This is a genomic window from Streptomyces clavuligerus (assembly GCF_005519465.1).
Classification (GTDB): domain Bacteria; phylum Actinomycetota; class Actinomycetes; order Streptomycetales; family Streptomycetaceae; genus Streptomyces; species Streptomyces clavuligerus.
This window is the reverse complement of record NZ_CP027858.1, coordinates 4,552,268-4,570,031: the sequence shown is the minus strand read 5'-3', so window position 1 is coordinate 4,570,031 and position 17,764 is coordinate 4,552,268. Positions and strand designations below refer to the sequence as shown.

11 protein-coding genes, 1 tRNA gene and 1 CRISPR repeat array are annotated in these 17,764 nt (G+C 72.5%); of the genes, 4 read left to right on the top strand and 8 right to left on the bottom strand.

Annotated features, from left to right (window positions below; translation table 11 throughout):
* Positions 1 to 9 precede the first annotated feature (9 nt).
* The 8 genes from CRV15_RS19240 to CRV15_RS19205 all read right to left on the bottom strand — a co-directional run bounded on the left by CRV15_RS19240 (position 10) and on the right by CRV15_RS19205 (position 12,700).
* On the bottom strand, positions 10 to 2,532 hold the full coding sequence (locus CRV15_RS19240; RefSeq protein ID WP_003960511.1) for a GcvT family protein: 2,523 nt from the start codon (positions 2,530 to 2,532) through the stop codon (positions 10 to 12).
* 439 nt (positions 2,533 to 2,971) lie between these two features.
* Positions 2,972 to 3,661 (bottom strand): DUF8010 domain-containing protein, encoded by a 690-nt coding sequence (locus CRV15_RS19235; protein ID WP_003955783.1) that lies wholly within the window; start codon positions 3,659 to 3,661, stop codon positions 2,972 to 2,974.
* Positions 3,658 to 4,098, bottom strand: a complete 441-nt coding sequence (locus tag CRV15_RS19230) for an acyl-CoA thioesterase (protein WP_003955781.1) — start codon at positions 4,096 to 4,098, stop codon at positions 3,658 to 3,660. The genes CRV15_RS19235 and CRV15_RS19230 overlap by 4 nt, the downstream gene beginning before the upstream one ends.
* A gap of 19 nt (positions 4,099 to 4,117) precedes the next feature.
* Positions 4,118 to 5,782 carry an energy-dependent translational throttle protein EttA gene (gene ettA, locus CRV15_RS19225; protein WP_003960513.1) on the bottom strand — a complete coding sequence of 555 codons (1,665 nt, stop codon included), beginning with the start codon at positions 5,780 to 5,782 and terminating at the stop codon, positions 4,118 to 4,120.
* Positions 5,783 to 6,032: 250 nt separating this feature from the next.
* On the bottom strand, positions 6,033 to 7,556 hold the full coding sequence (locus tag CRV15_RS19220) for a thioester domain-containing protein (RefSeq protein WP_003960515.1): 1,524 nt from the start codon (positions 7,554 to 7,556) through the stop codon (positions 6,033 to 6,035).
* 461 nt (positions 7,557 to 8,017) lie between these two features.
* A complete protein-coding gene (locus tag CRV15_RS19215) occupies positions 8,018 to 8,710 on the bottom strand; it encodes a single-stranded DNA-binding protein (RefSeq protein WP_003955777.1) in 693 nt (230 codons plus the stop codon).
* Between the two features lie 223 nt (positions 8,711 to 8,933).
* On the bottom strand, positions 8,934 to 10,931 hold the full coding sequence (locus CRV15_RS19210) for a YfjP family GTPase (RefSeq protein ID WP_009996235.1): 1,998 nt from the start codon (positions 10,929 to 10,931) through the stop codon (positions 8,934 to 8,936).
* A 161-nt stretch (positions 10,932 to 11,092) separates the two neighbouring features.
* The gene (locus tag CRV15_RS19205) at positions 11,093 to 12,700 is read right to left on the bottom strand and encodes a dynamin family protein (RefSeq protein WP_029182926.1); all 1,608 of its coding nucleotides are present in this window, start codon (positions 12,698 to 12,700) and stop codon (positions 11,093 to 11,095) included.
* A 310-nt stretch (positions 12,701 to 13,010) separates the two neighbouring features.
* Between CRV15_RS19205 and CRV15_RS19200 the strand changes: the two genes are divergently transcribed.
* The 4 genes from CRV15_RS19200 (at position 13,011) to cas7i (ending at position 17,730) form a co-directional block, all read left to right on the top strand.
* Positions 13,011 to 13,083: transfer RNA gene (locus tag CRV15_RS19200), tRNA-Arg, on the top strand.
* 135 nt (positions 13,084 to 13,218) lie between these two features.
* A CRISPR array of direct repeats spans positions 13,219 to 13,509; the repeat unit is 29 nt; unit sequence GTCGTCATCAGCCCTGGTGGGTTCGCAAC.
* 1,001 nt (positions 13,510 to 14,510) lie between these two features.
* Positions 14,511 to 15,191 carry a CRISPR-associated endoribonuclease Cas6 gene (gene cas6, locus CRV15_RS19195; RefSeq protein WP_230864112.1) on the top strand — a complete coding sequence of 227 codons (681 nt, stop codon included), beginning with the start codon at positions 14,511 to 14,513 and terminating at the stop codon, positions 15,189 to 15,191.
* Positions 15,192 to 15,199: 8 nt separating this feature from the next.
* On the top strand, positions 15,200 to 16,648 hold the full coding sequence (locus CRV15_RS19190) for a hypothetical protein (protein WP_003955767.1): 1,449 nt from the start codon (positions 15,200 to 15,202) through the stop codon (positions 16,646 to 16,648).
* Positions 16,648 to 17,730 (top strand): type I-B CRISPR-associated protein Cas7/Cst2/DevR, encoded by a 1,083-nt coding sequence (gene cas7i / locus CRV15_RS19185; protein ID WP_003955765.1) that lies wholly within the window; start codon positions 16,648 to 16,650, stop codon positions 17,728 to 17,730. The genes CRV15_RS19190 and cas7i overlap by 1 nt, the downstream gene beginning before the upstream one ends.
* Positions 17,731 to 17,764: the final 34 nt, after the last annotated feature.

The following is a 17,764-nucleotide window of genomic DNA, read 5'->3' as shown; positions in this document are numbered from 1 at the left end:
CCGTCTCTCTCACCCCGCCGCGCTGCGGATACGGGTCATCTCGGGGTCGACGAGGGGTTCCTCGGCGACGGTCGCGGGGATCTTCTCGCCGAAGTACGCGATATGGACGGGGGTGCCGACGGGGAGCGCGGGCAGCCAGGCGTAGGCGACACAGCGGCCGATGGTGTAGCCGTACGCGGCGCTGGTGACATGCCCCGCCGGGGCGGGGGCGCCGAGGAGGTGGACGGGTTCCTTGCCGAGGACGACGGCGGCCGGGTCGTCCAGGGTGAGACAGGTGAGCCGGCGGGCGGGGTTCCGGGGGCCGAGCGCGTTCCGGCCGGTGAAGTCGCCCTTCTCGGGGCGGACCACAAAGCCGAGACCGGCCTCGTAGGGGGTGTCCTCGGTGGTCATGTCACGGCCCCAGGCCCGGTAGCCCTTCTCCAGCCGGAGCGATTCGAGGGCGCCGCGCCCGGCGGCGGTCAGCCCCAGGGCCGCTCCGGCCTCCCAGAGGGTGTCCCACAGCCGCAGCCCCAGGTCGGGGGTGGTGTACAGCTCCCAGCCCAGTTCGCCGACATAGCTCAGGCGCAGCGCGAGGACGGGCACGTCCCCGAGGTGGGTCCGCCGGGCCCTGAAGTAGCCGAAGCCGCGGTGCGAGAAGTCGTCCCGGGTCAGCGGCTGGATCAGGGCGCGGGCGCGCGGACCCCAGACGCCGATACAGCAGGTGCCGGAGGTGATGTCCCGGATCTGGACGGCGGCGGGGGCGTGCCGCAGCAGCCAGTCGAGGTCGGCGGGGGTGTTGGCGCCGAGCTGGAAGCGGTCCTCGCCGAGCCGGGTGACGGTCAGGTCGGAGCGGATGCCCGCGCGCTCGTCCAGGAGGAGGGTGTAGCTCACCGAGCCGACCGGGCGGGCGAGCTGATTGGTGGTCATCCGCTGGAGGAACGCGAGGGCTCCGGGGCCGGTGACCTCCAGCCGCCGCAGCGGGGTCATGTCGTGGAGCGCGACCCGCTCCCGGGTGGCGCGGGCCTCGGCGGCGACGACGGGCGACCAGTGGCGGGCGGCCCAGGTGTCGCGCGCGGGCGGGCGCTCCCCGCCGGGGAAGAGGTCCGGGTCGTCGAGGAGGGCCGCGTTCGCCCCGTACCACTGGGGCCGTTCCCAGCCGCCGCCCTCCAGGAAGTGGGCGCCGAGTTCGCGCTGACGCTGATGGAACGGGCTGATCCGCAGCGGGCGCGGCGCCTTGGGGGGATCGAGCGGATGGACGATGTCATAGACCTCGGCAAAGGCGCGCGCCCCGCGTTCGGCGGTGTAGGCGGGTGAGCGCTGGGCCTCGTCGAAGCGGGCGATGTCGCATTCATGGAGGTCGAGCGCGGGGTGGCCGTCGGTCATCCACTGGGCGAGGGCTTCGGCGGCACCGGCGGAGTGGGTGACCCACACGGCTTCGGCGAGCCAGAAGCCGCCCAGTTCGGGGGCCTCACCGAGCAGGGGCATGCCATCGGGGGTGAAGGAGAAGACCCCGTTGAAGGCGTCGGCGACGGCGGTACCGCCGAGCGCGGGCAGCAGGGAGACGGCCTCGTCCCAGCTCGGGGCCCAGTCCTCGGGGGTGAAGGGGAGCGACGAGGGCATGACGGGGGCCTCGTCGTACGCCGGGAGGGCGCGGGGGTCGACGGGCAGCACCCGGTGGGCGTACGAGCCGATCCCGAGGGTGTCGCCGTCGTGGGCGCGGACGTAGAGGTCCTTCTCCTGGTGGCGCAGGATGGGCAGCCCGCGCGGGAGGGGGCGGGGCAGCTGGCCGGTCCTGGCGTACTGGTGGGCCAGCGGCAGCAGCGGGACGGTCACGCCCGCCATCGCCCCGATGACCGGGCCCCATAACCCGGCGGCGGCGACGACCCGTCCGGCGGGAAGGCAGCCCCGGTCGGTGACGACCGCGCTGACGTGGCCGTTCTCCTGCTCGATGGCGGTGACGGTGTGCCGGTCGAGGAAGCGGGCGCCCCGGGCGGCGGCGCGTTCGCGGTGGCGGGTGGCGGCGGTGAGGGCGTCGGCGATCCCGTCGCCGGGGGTGTGCAGTCCACCGAGCACGGCACCGGGTGCGAGCAGCGGCCACAGCTCCCGGCACCGGGCGGGCGGCACCACCTCGGCGGGCAGCCCCCAGGAGGCGGCGAGTCCGGCACGGCGGTGGAGGTCGGCGAGACGTTCCTCCGTGGTGGCGATCTCCACGCCGCCGACCGGGTGGAAGGCTCCGAGGCCGCTGAACGCACGGACCGTGCGCGCCGCCAGACGGGCCATCGTCCGCGAGGCGTTGAGCTGGAAGACCAGCCCGGGCGCGTGCGAGGTCGAACCGCCGGGCGCGGGCAGCGGTCCCTGCTCGACGACGGTGACCGCGCTCCAGCCGCGCGCGGTCAGCTCATCGGCGAGCGCGCACCCGACGATCCCCGCGCCGATGATCACCACGGGCACCCTGCGGGGGTCGGGCGCGCCCGGCGGCACGTCCGCCCGGCGCGCCGGGGCCGGTGTCTCCGGCGCTCGGGACGCTCCGGGCCCCCCGGGTCTGCTGGCCATGCCTCAACCCCCGGTCGTCACGGTGTGCACGATGGGTGGTGCGCGATGGGAGCCATAGTGGGAACGCCTGTACGTCACCGTCAAGACCGACGGAACCCCGCCCACCGCCCCGCACCGGGCGAACGGCGGGAAAGCTCCCCCGGCGCGGTGCGGTCCTGCGGGCGGTCCGCGAGCCCGGCAGGGCCGGGGCGGGGCGGGGGCAGCCAGGCGCGGGGTGGGTCCACGAGCGAGCGGACCGGGGACGGCACAGGCCAGGAGACGGGGCCGGGCTCGCGGGCGGGGCGGTGGAGCCGGGCGGGGGCGGGTCGGGAGCGGGGTCTCCGACCGGGGCGCCCCGCCCGGGCCTCCGGGCCCGACAGCCGACGCCTCCCGCGCCCATGGACACCAAAGAAACAAGCCATGGGCACGGGCCCCGAGATTCATCGGGAGCCCGGCGCGGTCAGTGCTGGTGCGGCGGCCTGGTGGGGGTGACGCTCAGCGGGCCGAGGCCGCCCGTGCGCAGCGCGACGGAGCCGAAGGGGGTACGGAGCCGGAGCCAGGACCCGCTGGCGAGCAGCGCCGCCGGGACCCCGGGCCGCAGGAAGCCCAGCGACTGGGCGGCATGCACGGCCCGCAGCGGCAGGGGGGTGTCGCCGAGGGTCCGCGACCAGATCTCCCGGCCGACGCGGTCCCGCTCGGCGCGGGTCCGCCGCTCCTCGGGAAGCGCCTCGTCCCGGGCCCGGAACTCGGCCACGGCGGCGGCCACCGCCTCCCGCATCCGGTCGGCCCCGGGCAGACCCGCGAGATCGCGCCAGCCGCCCCGGGGCGGGAGCACCCCGGCCCACGGCGGGCCGGTGACCGGCCCCGGCACGGTGAAATCCGCCCCCTGGATCGCTTCGAGCAGTTCACCGGCGGAGACGGTGACATCGAGCCGGGCCGGTTCGGCGAGGCGCGCGGCACGGATCGCCAGCACCTCGAAGGACGGCGGCCGGCCGAAGACCGCGAGCTGCGGCAGGGCCCCGTCGGGGCCCCCCGCCTGAAGCCGTACCGCGGCGGCGCGGTCATAGCGGAGCAGCCGGGCGAGAAAGGCGGAGAGATCCTCCGCCTCTCTCGCGTCGGCGCAGCTCAGTCGCTGCACGGGCACGCTCATCCGACGAGAGCGTCCTCTTCCACCGGGGGCAGATACCGCTGGAGGTAGGACTTCTCCTCGGCGGAGATCCGGCGCGGCCGTCCGGCCTCCAGGTCGTACGGGACCACGATGGTGGAGGCCCGCGCATAGACCAGGTCGGCCCCCTCGGCGTCCTTCACCTCATAGGCGATGGTGAGGGCCGCCGCGCCGATCTTCGTCACCCAGGACTCGATGACCACCGGCTCGTGCCGGTGGACGAGGGGCCGCACATAGTCGATCTCGTGCCGCGCCACCACGGACCCGCCCGAGAAGGACGGGGAGCCGTCCGAGGGCCGGAGCCGGAACATGAAGTCGATCCGCGCCTCTTCCAGATAGCGCAGGAAGACCACGTTGTTGACGTGTCCAAAGGCGTCCATGTCCGACCAGCGGAGCGGACAGCGATAGATGTGCCGGGTCATGGGTGAGTCTCCGACCTCCTCAGCCCCGGGTGAGCTTCTTGTACGTGGCACGGTGCGGACGGGCCGCGTCCGGGCCGAGACGCTCGACCTTGTTCTTCTCGTACGACTCGAAGTTGCCCTCGAACCAGAACCACTTGGAGTCACCCTCGTAGGCGAGGATGTGGGTGGCGACCCGGTCCAGGAACCAGCGGTCGTGGGAGACGACCACGGCCGCGCCGGGGAACTCCAGCAGGGCGTTCTCCAGCGAGGACAGCGTCTCGACATCGAGGTCGTTGGTCGGCTCGTCGAGGAGCAGCAGGTTTCCGCCCTGCTTGAGGGTGAGCGCGAGGTTCAGCCGGTTGCGCTCACCGCCGGAGAGCACCCCGGCCGGCTTCTGCTGGTCCGGGCCCTTGAAGCCGAACGCCGAGACATAGGCGCGGGAGGGCATCTCCACCTGGCCGACGTTGATGTAGTCCAGCTCGTCGGAGACCACGGCCCACAGCGACTTCTTGGGGTCGATGTTGGCGCGGCTCTGGTCGACGTAGGAGATCTTGACGGTCTCGCCGACCTTGATCGAACCGGAGTCCGGCTGCTCCAGGCCCTGGATCATCTTGAACAGCGTGGTCTTGCCGGCACCGTTGGGGCCGATGACACCGACGATGCCGTTACGCGGCAGGGTGAAGCTGAGGTTGTCGATGAGGAGCTTGTCGCCGAAGCCCTTGGAGAGGTTCTCGACCTCGACCACGATGCTGCCCAGCCGGGGCCCCGGCGGGATCTGGATCTCCTCGAAGTCCAGCTTCCGCATCTTGTCCGCCTCGGCGGCCATCTCCTCGTACCGCGCGAGACGGGCCTTGGACTTGGCCTGGCGCCCCTTCGCGTTGGAGCGGACCCACTCCAGCTCTTCCCTGAGCCGCTTGGCGCGCTTGGCGTCCTTCTGGCCCTCGACCTTCAGACGGGTCTGCTTGGTCTCCAGGTAGGTGGAGTAGTTGCCCTCGTAGCCGATGGCACGGCCGCGGTCGAGTTCGAGAATCCAGCCCGCGACGTTGTCGAGGAAGTAGCGGTCGTGGGTGATCGCGACGACGGTGCCGGGGTACTTGGCGAGGTGCGCCTCCAGCCACTGGACGGACTCAGCGTCCAGGTGGTTGGTGGGCTCGTCGAGGAGGAGCAGGTCGGGCGCTTCGAGCAGCAGCTTGCAGAGGGCGACCCGGCGCTTCTCACCACCGGAGAGGTTGGTGACCGCCCAGTCCCCGGGGGGGCAGCCCAGGGCGTCCATGGCCTGCTCCAGCTGGGCGTCCAGGTCCCACGCGTTGGCGTGGTCCAGCTCCTCCTGGAGCTTGCCCATCTCGTCGAGCAGCGCGTCGGAGTAGTCGGTCGCCATCAGCTCGGCGATCTCGTTGAACCGGTCGAGCTTGCCCTTGATCTCGGCCACACCGCCCTGGACGTTCTCCAGCACGGTCTTGGACTCGTCCAGCGGCGGCTCCTGGAGCAGGATGCCGACCGTGTACCCGGGCGACAGGAAGGCGTCGCCGTTGGAGGGCTGCTCAAGACCGGCCATGATCTTGAGCACGGTGGACTTACCGGCGCCGTTCGGGCCGACCACACCGATCTTCGCGCCGGGCAGGAAGCTCAGCGTCACGTCATCGAGGATGACCTTGTCGCCGTGCGCCTTGCGCGTCTTGCGCATCGTGTAGATGTACTCAGCCAAGAGAAACCGTCCGGCAGCTAAGTGGGTGGGCAGAGATACACCCCATCTTGCCGTACGTCCATCCCCCGACGGAAACCGGTTGGCGGGCGACGGCACACCCGGGGGCCACGCGCCGTACGGGCCCGGTCACGGTGCGCCGTCCCGGCGGGCCCCGGCCGCTCCGGGGCGGCCGCGGTCCGCTCCGGCCGGGCGGACCGGGACGGACGGCCGAGGGGGACGGCCGGGGGGCGGCGGCCGAGGGGACAGCGGCTCACTCCCAGGTGGGGTCCCGGCGCTCGGCGCCCGCCGCCCGGGGCTCCTTGCGGCGCAGGGTGAAGAGGACACCGCCGCCGATCGCCATCAGCACGGCGGCCCCTCCGGCTATCAGCGGAGTGATGCCGGTGCTGCCGGTGGCGGCGAGATCCTCGTCGGGCAGGGCCGGCGCGGTGTCCGCCGACGCGGGCGCCAGCCGGGGGACGGTCATCGGCGAGGGGCCGCCGGTCCCCGGCTCCGCGGCGGACCCGGTACCGGAACCCGGCGCCGTGGCCGACGGCGCGGGCACCGCGGCACCGGCCGTACGGCAGTCGAGGACGCCCCGGAAGCTCTTCCGGAAGCCGTCGGCCCCGGTGATCGGCACCTCGTAGGGCTGGTCCTCCACCGCCGGGAGGCGGACCGTCCTGCTGCCCCGCGCGGGCACGGTGTGCTCGGCGTCGGCCAGTGTGAAGGTGAACGGCGCGGTGTCGGCGTTGGCCGCGGTGATCTCCACCTGGGACGCGGCGCAGTCGTGCCGCGCCGAGAGCGCCGGTATCGGGCCCTTCTCCGCCCAGACGGCCAGGGTCTGCGCGGTGACCGTGGACTCGCTGGAGTGGGCGAGGATCTGGGCCTGGCTCCCGGTGGCGGAGGTGAGGGCCCGGCCCACCGGCACGGAGGTGGCCGTCTGGGCGGTGAGCGCGGCCGAGCCGTCCCGGGCGCCGGACGGCACCCGGATGTACACCCGCGCGCCGTCCGCCACGGAGGTCACCGGCTTCCCGGCGGCGTCGGTGACCTCGACCCCGTCGGCGGCGGCGGCCGGAGCCGGGGCCAGGGAGACCCGTTCGGCCCCGGTCCGCACCGTCACCGGCCCGATCCGGGTCCCGGGCCTGCCCGCGACCGCGCTCGGCTCCAGGGCGACCGACGCCCGCGGCTCCGTGCCCGGGCGGGCCCGCCTCTCCAGCCAGTCCGCCAGCTTCTCCGCCGCGGGGTCGAGCGCGACGACGTCGGCCCCGTCGGAGTAGCGCCAGATGGCGACCTGGGTACCGGCCGCCGCCGTACGCGGGGTGAGCGGCCCGGTGCCCGCGGCCTCGGCGAGCCGGGTGAGGTCGTCGACCTGGGGGTAGGAGTTCCGGAGAATCCAGTGGATCCTCCCCGCCTCGCGCCGGGCGCCGAGCGCGGTCTGCCGCCAGGGGGTCTCCCGGTAGCGCGCCTGGTCCTGGGCGGGGTCGTGGAGGTCGACCCCGTAGGTCTTGAGCCGGCCGCCGCCCTCGACGGTCATCTCGAAGAGGCCCGCCGGAATGGAGTGGCTGCGGCCCTTGGCGCGGACCACGGCCCGGTCGAAGGTCTTCAGCCCGTCGAGCGTGGCGAGGGCCCCGTCCTGCGGGCGGACCCCGTCATCGGCGCGTGCCGTGCCCGCGCCCAGCCCTGTCAGCGCGCCCGCCAGAAGCAGACCCGACGTCAGGAACGCGGCCGTGGAACGGCGTAGCGATCGGCGCCCCCGTCCGTTCCCGTCTCCGGTCGGCGCGCAGAAGTTCGCACACACAGAATTCCCTCCAGGCGAGGCGGTATTCGCAGCGGACGCGCACTCGTGTGCACGGAGTACCCCTGTGCGTACCGCGTGTTCACAAGGGGCGCATGGGGTGGGTGCCTCGCCGGCAGACTCAAGTGACCCGTGAATACCGGGAAATCCTAGAGACGCGCACATGGCACAAGCTCCCGTCCTGCGGTCGGACGAGCATTCCGAATCAGAATCGTTATCCCCGTCGGCAGGACCATCGCCGTTCCCCCTTCAGCGGTCGACACATCTCCACATCCCGCCGTCGGCGGCCCGCCGACGGTTCCCGGCCGACCCGGTCGGATCGGATCACGCCGCGCCGGGCCATGCCGGGCCATGCTGGACCGGGCCGGGCCCGTGTCAGCCCCGGTCAGGCCGGGCCGGGTCACGGCCGGGCCGGGGCCGTGTCTGGCCCGGCCGGGGCCTCGCCGGGGCCCGGCCGGGGCCCGTCAGAAAGGCGGCACCACCGCCGTGGCGGGAACCCCGGGAGGCATCCCGGGACGCACCGTGGAAGGCAGCCCGGAATCCGCGTCCACCGGGTCCGCCGCGGCGCCGGGTACCGCTCGCCCTTTCTCGTCCCACTCATCGCACAAAGGGTCTTCCACGGCGTCACCGGCCGGGCCCGGAGCGGGTTTTCCCCGGGGGTCGCGCTCCGGGCCGAGGGAATCCGCCGGAGGCACGGCGGTGGGCGGCGGCGCGGCCGACAGCGGCGGAGCGGCCGTGGGCGGAGCGGCTTTCGGCGCGCGGCGGAATGCGGCCGTCCCCCGGCTGAGATCGTGGCCGACCGCGACCGCGTCGATCTCCACGGAAGTCCACCGCCGTACCGCGGACCGGTCCTCGCCCCCGCCGTCGTCGCCCCGGGTGTCCCGGTACCCCTCGGCGTCCCCCTCCCGTACCCGCAGCCGCCCGTGCACCAGCAGCGGCTCGCCCACCGCCACCGAACCCGCCAGGTTCCTGGCGAGACCGCGCCAGGCGAGGACCGTGTAGAAACTCGTACGGCCGTCCACCCAGGTCTCCCGCACGCGGTCCCAGCGGCGCGGGGTGACCGCGAGCCGGAATCTCGCCATCCCGCCCGTCGCCGTCTCCCGGTACTCCACCTGGGTGGCGGCATTGCCCACCAGCGTCACCGTCGGGTCGTTCACGACGGCCACCTCCCCGTCCGCTCCGGTCGGCCCCGTGCCGACCGATTCCCATGCTGGAGCGGACGGGCCGTTCCCGCCGGGCCCTGTGGACGGCGGCCCGGCTGTGGACAACTCCGTCACCCTCCGGGGGCACCCTGGCCCCGATGGACCCGGTGACCCCGATGCCCCCGGTGGACCCCGATGGACCCCGGTGAATCCTGACGGCCCCCGAGGCAGCGGCCCGTCAGCGGCCCCGCGCCCGCGAGCCCATCCGCGCGGACCGGGTACGGCGTCTGGCGGACCGGCCCACCAGCGTCGTGGCGTTCCGGCCCGCGACCGTGCCGTACCGCTCCCGCACTTCCCGGTACCGCATCAGCTCCCCCGCGACCGGATCGAGGACCATGGCCCGTCCGCACCCGGCGGCGGCCTCCCGCAGCCGTCGTCGCGCGTCCTGCCCGTACCGCCGCGCGGGCCCCCGTACCGCGGCGGTGCACGCCCACTCGACCAGCGGCCCGCCGATGACACCGGCGGCCATCAGCAGCGCGGGCACCGTCAGCCCGGGGGGCAGCACCCCCACGATCTGGCCCGTCAGCCAGAGCCCCCCGTACAACTGGAGCAGGGTCATCGACATCTGCGTCAGGACCGCGGCGGGCCACCAGGCGGGCCGCAGCGGCCGTTTCCCGGTCTCCGCCGCCTCCCGCGCGGCCAGTTCGTCCAGCGCCTCCGGCAGCCCCTCGGCGCCCCGTACCGCCGTCTCGCGCACCGCCTGGGCCCAGGGCGCGGGCAGTCCCGCCGCCGCCTCGTCCGCGACGGCGCGCACCGCCTGCTCCACCCGCTGGCGGGCGGTCGGCTCCTCCTCCACCGGCGCGACCGCCGACGGGGAGCCGCTCCCGGGTGTGCGGACCCGTCCGTACCAGCGCCACAGCCTCAGCCAGGGGGTCCGGCAGGCGCGGACGGCGTGTCTGCGCCACTCGCGTTCGGCGGCCTCGCCCGCGGCGCCCGCCCCGACAGCCTCGGCGAGCCGGGCGGCGAACTCGTCGCGGGCCCGCTCGTCCAGACCGGTCCGCCCCCCGGCGACATAGGCCGGACGCAGCTCCTCCGCTGCGGCGTCGACGTCGGCGGAGAGCCGGCGCGCGGCGGCGGTCCTGCTCCGGACGAAGTGGCCCAGCGCCTCGCGCAGCTCGCCGACGCCCTCCCCGGTGAGCGCCGAGAGCGCGAGCACGGTGGCGCCGGTCTCGCCGTGTTCGCCCAGCGCCATGCCGTCGTCGTCGAGGAGGCCGCGCAGATCGTCGAGGACCTGGTCGGCGGCGTCGGCGGTGAGCCGGTCGACCTGGTTGAGCACCACGAACATCACCTCGGCGTGGCCCGCGAGCGGACGCAGATAGCGCTCGTGGAGGGCGGCGTCGGCGTACTTCTCCGGGTCGACGACCCAGATCACGGCGTCGACCAGGGCCAGGACCCGGTCCACCTGCTCACGGTGGCGCACCAGGGCGGAGTCGTGGTCGGGCAGGTCGACGAGGACCAGGCCCGAGAGTGCCTCCTCGCCCCCTGCGAGCGGTCTGCGGCGCAGCCTCGGGGGGATGGCGAGCCGGTCGAGGAGTCCGGCCTCGCCCTCCGACCAGCTGCACGCGATCGGGGCCGAGGTGATGGGGCGGCGCAGTCCGGTCTCGGAGAGCGGGACCTGCGCGAGGGCGTTGAAGAGGGTGGACTTGCCGCTTCCGGTGGCTCCGGCGATCGCCACGACCGTGTGCCGCGAGGACAGCCGCTGCCGGGCGGACGCCTCGTCCAGGACCCGGCGGGCCTCGGCGAGAGCACTGCTCTCCAACCGGGTGCGGGAGAGTCCGATGAGTTCGCGCAGGGCGTCGAGACGGGCGCGGAGGGGGCCGTCGTAGGTGCCGCCGAAGGGGGGCGGCTCGTCGCCCCGGGGGCGGACGGCGGCGCCGGAGCCGCCGGGGTATCCGGTCAGGTCCTCGCTCCCGGGCCCGTCGCCCGGCCCGGCGCCCGCCGCGTTCTCCGGGGCGCCTCCCGGGCCGCTGTCCGCGCCGGGGCGGGGGGTGCCCGGCGCGTCGGCGCGGTCGCCCGGGTGGCTCCGGCCGTCGGGGCGGGCGCGGCGGGCGATGAGTCCGTCGTCCCAGCGGACGGCTTGTGGCCGGGAGCCCCGGGGGCGGCGCCCGGCACCGGTGTCCGGTTCCCGCTCCTTCCCTTCTCCGGGCCCGTCCGTGGTCTTCTCGTACGGATTCACACCCTCACAGTCCCCTTCTGTCCCGCGCTGAGACCCACCGACTGTCCCGCGCTGAGATTCGCCGACCGATCCGCTTCCCGTACTCCTTGTGCTTCGCATGCTCCTCTGTGGGCTGACCGTGGTGTCCGGGGCGATGTCGTCAAAGGCGGCGGCCACCGTTCTCACTTCACCCTCTGGAGCACGGACAGCGCGGCGATCAGCTCGGCCTGCGGCTCGGGGGAGACGTCCAGGGCGTCGAGGGGGGCGAGTCTGCGGTCGCGTTCCCCGCCGAGCAGGGTCCCGACACAGATGTGCAGCAGCTCACCGCCCCGTTCCCGCAGGCGCAGCGCGCCCGGCATCCCGATCCGTTCGGCGAGGCGCCCGCCCGCGCCCTTGGCCCGCCGCCCGCCGAGCAGGGCCGCGGCGAGCAGCGCGGCGACGGTCTCCGGGTCCGGCGCGGTGTTGAGGTCGGCCCCGCTCACCTCGTCCTCCGCCAGCTCCTCCAGCTCGCGCCGCCAGCGGCGGACGGTGATCCCGATCCGTTCGGCCGCTTCGGGGTCGAGCCGCCCGGCGGGGTCGAGGGCGCCCGCGCCCGGTTCCCACCGCCAGGAGTCGCACACCTGCTCGTCGGCGGCGGCGACCGCGCACTGCACCAGCGAGCAGAGGCTGCCGGTCAGCGAGTCGAGCACCTCCCCGGCGGAGCTGTCGCGCGGAAAGCCGCGCCAGCGGGTCCGGGCGTCCCCGGCGAGCACCGCTCCGGCCGCGAGCTGCCGGTTCAGCCGGGCGTGTTCCGCGTCGTACGCGTCCTCGACGACGCCCATGAGCCGGACGGCGGCGGCGTACTGCCCGGCCACGGCGGCGGCCAGCTCCGGCATCCGGGCCCGCAGCGAGTCGATCACCCCGGTGGCCGTGCGCCCCAGGGCCTGCTGACGGGCGGCGGGGTCCTCCACCCGGTGGGCGAGCCAGCCGAAGAGCGGCGCCACGGCGGTGGTGGGCAGCAGCCCGCTGCCGCCCCCGGCGGACTCGGGCAGCTCCGGAATCGTGAAACGGGGCACCTCGCCCAGTCCCGCCTTGGTGAGCAGGGCCGCGTACTGCCGGGAGACCTCGGTCACGACCTGGTGCGGAACCCGGTCGAGAACGATGACGAGCGTCGCGTCGTACTCCTTGGCGGTACGCAGCAGATGCCAGGGGACGGCGTCCGCGTACCGGGAGGCGGTGGTCACCATGACCCAGACGTCCGCCGCGCAGATCAGCTCCGCCGCGAGCAGCCGGTTCTCAACGACCAGGGAGTCGATGTCGGGAGCGTCGAGCAGCGCGAGCCCGCGCGGCAGGGAGGGTGCTGTCTCGATCCGTAGACGATTACCCCCTTCGGGGGTGTTTTCGCCGGGGTCTCCGCCTTCGTCACCGTCGTCGTCCTGGCGCGGCAGCCAGACCCGGGTGAGGTGGGGCAGCACCCGCATACCCTCGAACCAGTGAAGATCGTCGGGATGGCAGACGAGTACGGGCATCCGCGTGGTCGGCCGCAACACCCCGGCCTCGCTGACCCGCCGCCCCACCAGCGAGTTCACCAGCGTGGACTTCCCGGCTCCGGTCGATCCGCCCACGACGGCGAGCAGGGGCGCCCCGGGGTTCTTGAGCCGGGGGATCAGATAGTCGTCGAGCTGGGCCAGCAGCTCCCTGCGCGTCTGACGTGCCCGGGGCGCTCCGGGCAGGGGCAGCGGCAGACGCACGGCGGCGACCCGGTCGCGCAGGGCGGTTAGTGCGTTGATCAGCTGAGGCCGTGCATCCAAGGTCACCACATGCGAAGAATGCCCAATTTCGATGTGATTTTGAAGCGTATGGGACCCCCTGCGCGCCGATAGGACACTGGGAACAGAAGGGACGAGTAGGGCGCAGGCATAACGACTGCACAACACCCGGTACCGGAGACGCCAAAAGCGCTGCGGGAATCGCACCTGCCTGCGATTATCGGTTCGCTTCACCGAACCTCCACATCGTGCCACGGAGGTGAAGCAACCGGGGCAAGGCGTCTGGAGCCCTATCCTTGTCCCCGGCAAGGTCACGGACCCATGGGCTCCGGGCACCATGGCCACACCATCGGCCCCCGTAGCTCAGTGGATAGAGCAGGCGCCTTCTAAGCGCTTGGCCGCAGGTTCGAGTCCTGCCGGGGGCGCACATCGCCCGATCATGTAGACCTCCCCCCGGAGGGCCGCCCGTGACACTTGGCGGGCACCTCTGGCCTCGGCGGGTGCATTACCGTCGGGTCGCTGCGGGAGTGGCTGGCCGAATGCTCCGCGTACGTCATCCCGTCGTCATCAGCCCTGGTGGGTTCGCAACCAAGGCCGACCCGATCGCGGACGAGCTTGACCGGCTGGTCGTCATCAGCCCTGGTGGGTTCGCAACGCGTCGGCCTCATCGAGCCAGCGTCGGGTCTCCGCCGTCGTCATCAGCCCTGGTGGGTTCGCAACATGTGATTGCGTGGGACGGTGACCGTGCCGGTGCGGGTCGTCATCAGCCCCGGGGGGGTCGCAACATGACCATGCGGACGGCGGCGACCATGGCGTCGGGGCGTTGCCATCAGCCCTGGTGGGTTCGCAACAGTGGCTGGTGACCCGCGTGCAGATGGCTGATCTCAGTCGTCATTAGTCCCTGGTGGGTTCGTAACGGCCTGGAGAAGGAAGCAGGGACGGATCGCCTTGCCGTCGTCATCAGCCCCTGGGGGATTCGCAACATCCGTTCGGCCTGACCGGCGACTGCCCAATTCCCCCCTCCGTCAACGCGGACCCGGGATACAGCGACGGAGAGCATCAGGACCGTCTGCGCCCCGCCCCCTGTCAGGCAGGCCGGTGAGGATGATGCAGATTGCGGTGACCCCAGCGCTCACGTTCAACAGCCACGCATCAGACTTAGCCGCTTTCGCGGCAGCCCGGCCATTCACGTACACCACCAAGAGCCCCGCACCGCAAAAAATATGATTACTTCGTCGGCCAAATTTAGCCAGCGCGCATGCGCCGATGCAGCCCATTGATCTCCCCTACGGTCAGCCCCTCTCGGATGGAGTTGTAGTTCAGCTCTTTCCGAGCAAGACCGTTGGCATACGAGCGCCACGAATAATCGACCCGTTCAGCGCAGGGCCACTGGACAGGTGAGGCCGTCGGCCCTCACAGCCGACGGCCTCGCCCTCAACCCAACAGGGCTGATAACGAAAAACCTAACTGCAACTCCACCATTGAGATCCCACCAGGGCTACAGGCAAACCATCCGCCCCTCAAATCCGGCGAACCTTCCATGCTACCCCCCAAAAGACGGGGCAGAAGAATTGCTCATACTATTTACCCATCTTCGGAATGTCCGCTAAGAAACTCTGCGGCAACTCTTCGGTAGCGAACATCCGCAGGTCAGACGCTTTTGCGCAAGCTCACCCAAGGGCAGCAGACTGTCGTCAAATCCAGCACCGCCAGAACAAAGGTTCGCCCGCATGGAAATTCCCGGGAACCCGACTCACAGTCCGGCTCCGCTGACTACCGTGCAGCGCATGGCAATTGACTCCTCGGCGTGCGCCCACCTCAAACTCCTCGGCGGTCGCACATGCGCATAAGAGTGGACGTCGCGACCGACGCGCCCCACTTGACGTGGGCAGACGTGCATGGGCCCGCGCGAGCGGTCGTCTACCGCCTGTTGGAAGAGCACGATCCCGCCATCGCGCGTTCGCTGCATGACGACGGATGGAGGGGTCACCCTTTGAAACCGATCGGTGTGACCAGTCCTCAGTTCAAGGGGGCTCCCCAAAAGAATGGCGTCTACACCACATCGCCACACGGGGCCATCTGGTTCGGTTCACCCGTGCCAGAAATCGCGGCGGCTCTCGTGACGGCTCTGGCGAGGCGCACCGAGATCGTCTGGGGAAATGCTCGGCTCCGTGTGCGCGGGTTCAGCATTGAGGTGGCGGCGCCCGCTCCCGTCGAGGGGCTGGTCGAATTGGAGACCGCGACTCCGGTGGTCGTGCGTCATGAGCGGCGCGAGTTGCTGCCCGGGGACGAGCACTACATCGAGCGGTTGGCGCACAATCTCACACACAAGGCCGACGTACTCGGACTTCCCGCTCCGCGCTCGCTCCGGCTGCTGAAAGCCGGGCCCCGGCGGCGGTTTTCCGTGCGGGGGGCTCCCAGGATCGGGGCTCAGGTGCGGGTGTCCATGGAAGCCGACCCGCGGTTCGTGGACGCGATCCGTTCATGGGGGCTCGGGCTCGACACCGTGCAGGGTTTCGGGTGGATCAGATGAGTGCGCGGATGACCGCCCCGCATCCGGCCCCGACCCCGGACCCGGCGCCGCTCGCCCTGACCGGGCATCCCCTCCAGCGCGCCGGGGCCTGGGCCGTAACCGTCATGGCCGGGAGGAAGCACCCGGAAGAGGTGAGCGCGGACGATCTGAACCAGGTCATGGAGACCGTGCTCACCGATGCCGCTGGAGCCGGGGCCGCCGCGAAGACGGACAGCTCCTACGACTGGTGGAAAGTCCTGTTCGCGCTCTACCCGAACGCCAAGGTGACACACGCCGGCCGACCCCGCGACGCGGCGGCGCTGCGGGGCGCCCTCACACCGATGTTCGCACCGGACGGCACCGGTCCGGGACAGTTGCCCTGCACCTTCTGCGGCACCCCGGCGACTGCCGTCTGGGCCAAGTCCATGCTGCCCCTCTTCGACTCGAACACCGCGTTGAACACGCTCCCGCCAGGCGTCCCCGGCTGGCCGGTGTGCCGGGGCTGCCGGATCGCCATGTGGGCGCTGCCGTACGGCTCATGGGTCACCGCCGGTTCGGCGACCGTCCTGTCGTGCGAGACGACAGCCGCCGAGCGGGAATTCGCGCTGCGCAATGTGAGACGCGCGCAGCGGATCGTCCACGCCGGGTTCGAAGGGTCGGCCGCCGGTGTCCGGCCGGAGCTGGTCACCCTGCGGGCCCTGCGCGCGGTCGGGAGCGAGTTGTCGGCCACCACCCTGTGGAGCTTCAAGAACGACAACCAGGAGCCGTGGCTGCGGGTCACCCGGACCCGCCGGGCGGTACCCCGCTTCCTCGCGGCGGTGGAGGGGAACGCAGCCCTCCGCCGCGGTTGGCGCCTGCTGGAACTGGCCCTCACCCAGCGGGACACGGACGGCCGGGTCACGGCCCAGGGTTCCGTCGAGGCGGCCCGGCTGCTCTTCGAACCCGAGGACGGGCGCGGGCGCTATCTGCCGTCCCAACTGCACCAACTGCTGTCGGACACCGAGCGCTGGCCCCTCCGGGACCGCACCGCACTCACCCGGCTCGCCCTTCACTACGAGAAAGAGGTGTACGGCATGGCGCCCGACCTGGAAGGCGTGGCGACCCTCATCGTCGACTGGATCGAGCACGGCAGCGGCAGCCCTCGCGGGCGGCTCGCCGAGTACAAGTCGGCGGGGCTGAGCGACTACCGGCTCGGCCTCCTTCTCCACCAGGCATGTTTCCGGCTGTCCTTCGACGGCCGCCGGCCCGTCACCGGACCGGACGACTGGCGTCCGTTCCTGGAGAAGCGTCCCCGGGCGTGGGAGCACCGGATGCTGCTGACCGCCGAGGTCTTCCGGCTGCTGCACCAGCGCGGCATCGCGGTCGGCGATCCACCCGAGGACCCGAAGGAACGCGAGCAGGTCGAGCGGCAGGTGAACCAGCCGCTCCTGGACACAACACCCGAACCGGGCTACGACGACTACTTCGGAGGCGCGTGATGGCGTATCTGGCAGGCAGGATGCTGGTCTCGGTGGAGGCCGGGGCTCCGAACAACGGCCGGAGCGCGGACACCACAGCGCGCGTCAAGTACGCGACGGTACGGGGTCGGCGCCACCCGTATGTGTCGGCGCAGGCCGTGCGCCGGTGGATTCGCGACGGCATGGTGCGACAGGGCGTCCCCGCCTCTCCGGTGACCCGGGTCGGCAAGGCGCAGCAGCGCGCGCAGAAGGCCAACACCGACGCCGACCCGATCACCTACCCCGACGACGACCTCTTCGGGTACATGCGCGCGGGGGCGAAGAAGGACGACGACGCCACGACGCTCCGCGACAGCCCGTTCATGCTCGGAACCCTTCTCTCCGTCACCCCGGCCCACCCGACCGAGGACTTCGGCGTCATGGCGCGCGGGGTCAGTGAACCGGTGCTGCACGGGCACGAGTTCTACAGCGCCGACCTCGCGGCGCCGTTCCTTCTCGACCTCCCCAGGATCGGAACGTTCACACTGCCGAACGCCCACGGGGTGGGACGGCCGAACTACCTCTCCCAGGAGGCGGCCCTCCAGGTCGCCCGGGCGGCGGCGCTCGGAGCCGGTGCGGAGTCGTTCCGCGGACAGGACTCCGTCCGCCTGCCGGTGGCGGAACGCAGGCGCCGCGCCGCGCTGCTCCTGGAGTCCATCGCCCATCTGCACGGCGGGGCCAAGCAGGCGCTGCACTACGGCGATCGCGTCCCCCATGTGATCGTGCTGGTGCCCTTCCACGGCGGCGTCAACCCGCTCACCCATGTGATCACGGGTGACGAGGAAGGGCTCCGCATCCGCGGCGATGTCCTGCGCGGGGAGCTGGAGGCGTGGGCCGGGGAGTGGGAAGCCCCGGTCCGTATCGGCTGGCGGCCGGGCTTCCGTGACGACCTCCGGGAGCGCTTCGAGAAGGAGTGCGCGGCGGAGATCGCCGACCGCACCGTCGTCATCGGGCATCCCCGTACGATCCTGCTGGAGCTGGCGGCCGAGATGCGGGACGGCACCACCCTGGACCACTGGTTCGAGGACCCCGTCCGGGAGCCGGTCCGAGAGCCTGTCCGGTGACCGGCGGACCCCGCCCGGGAGCCCGTCCCCCGAC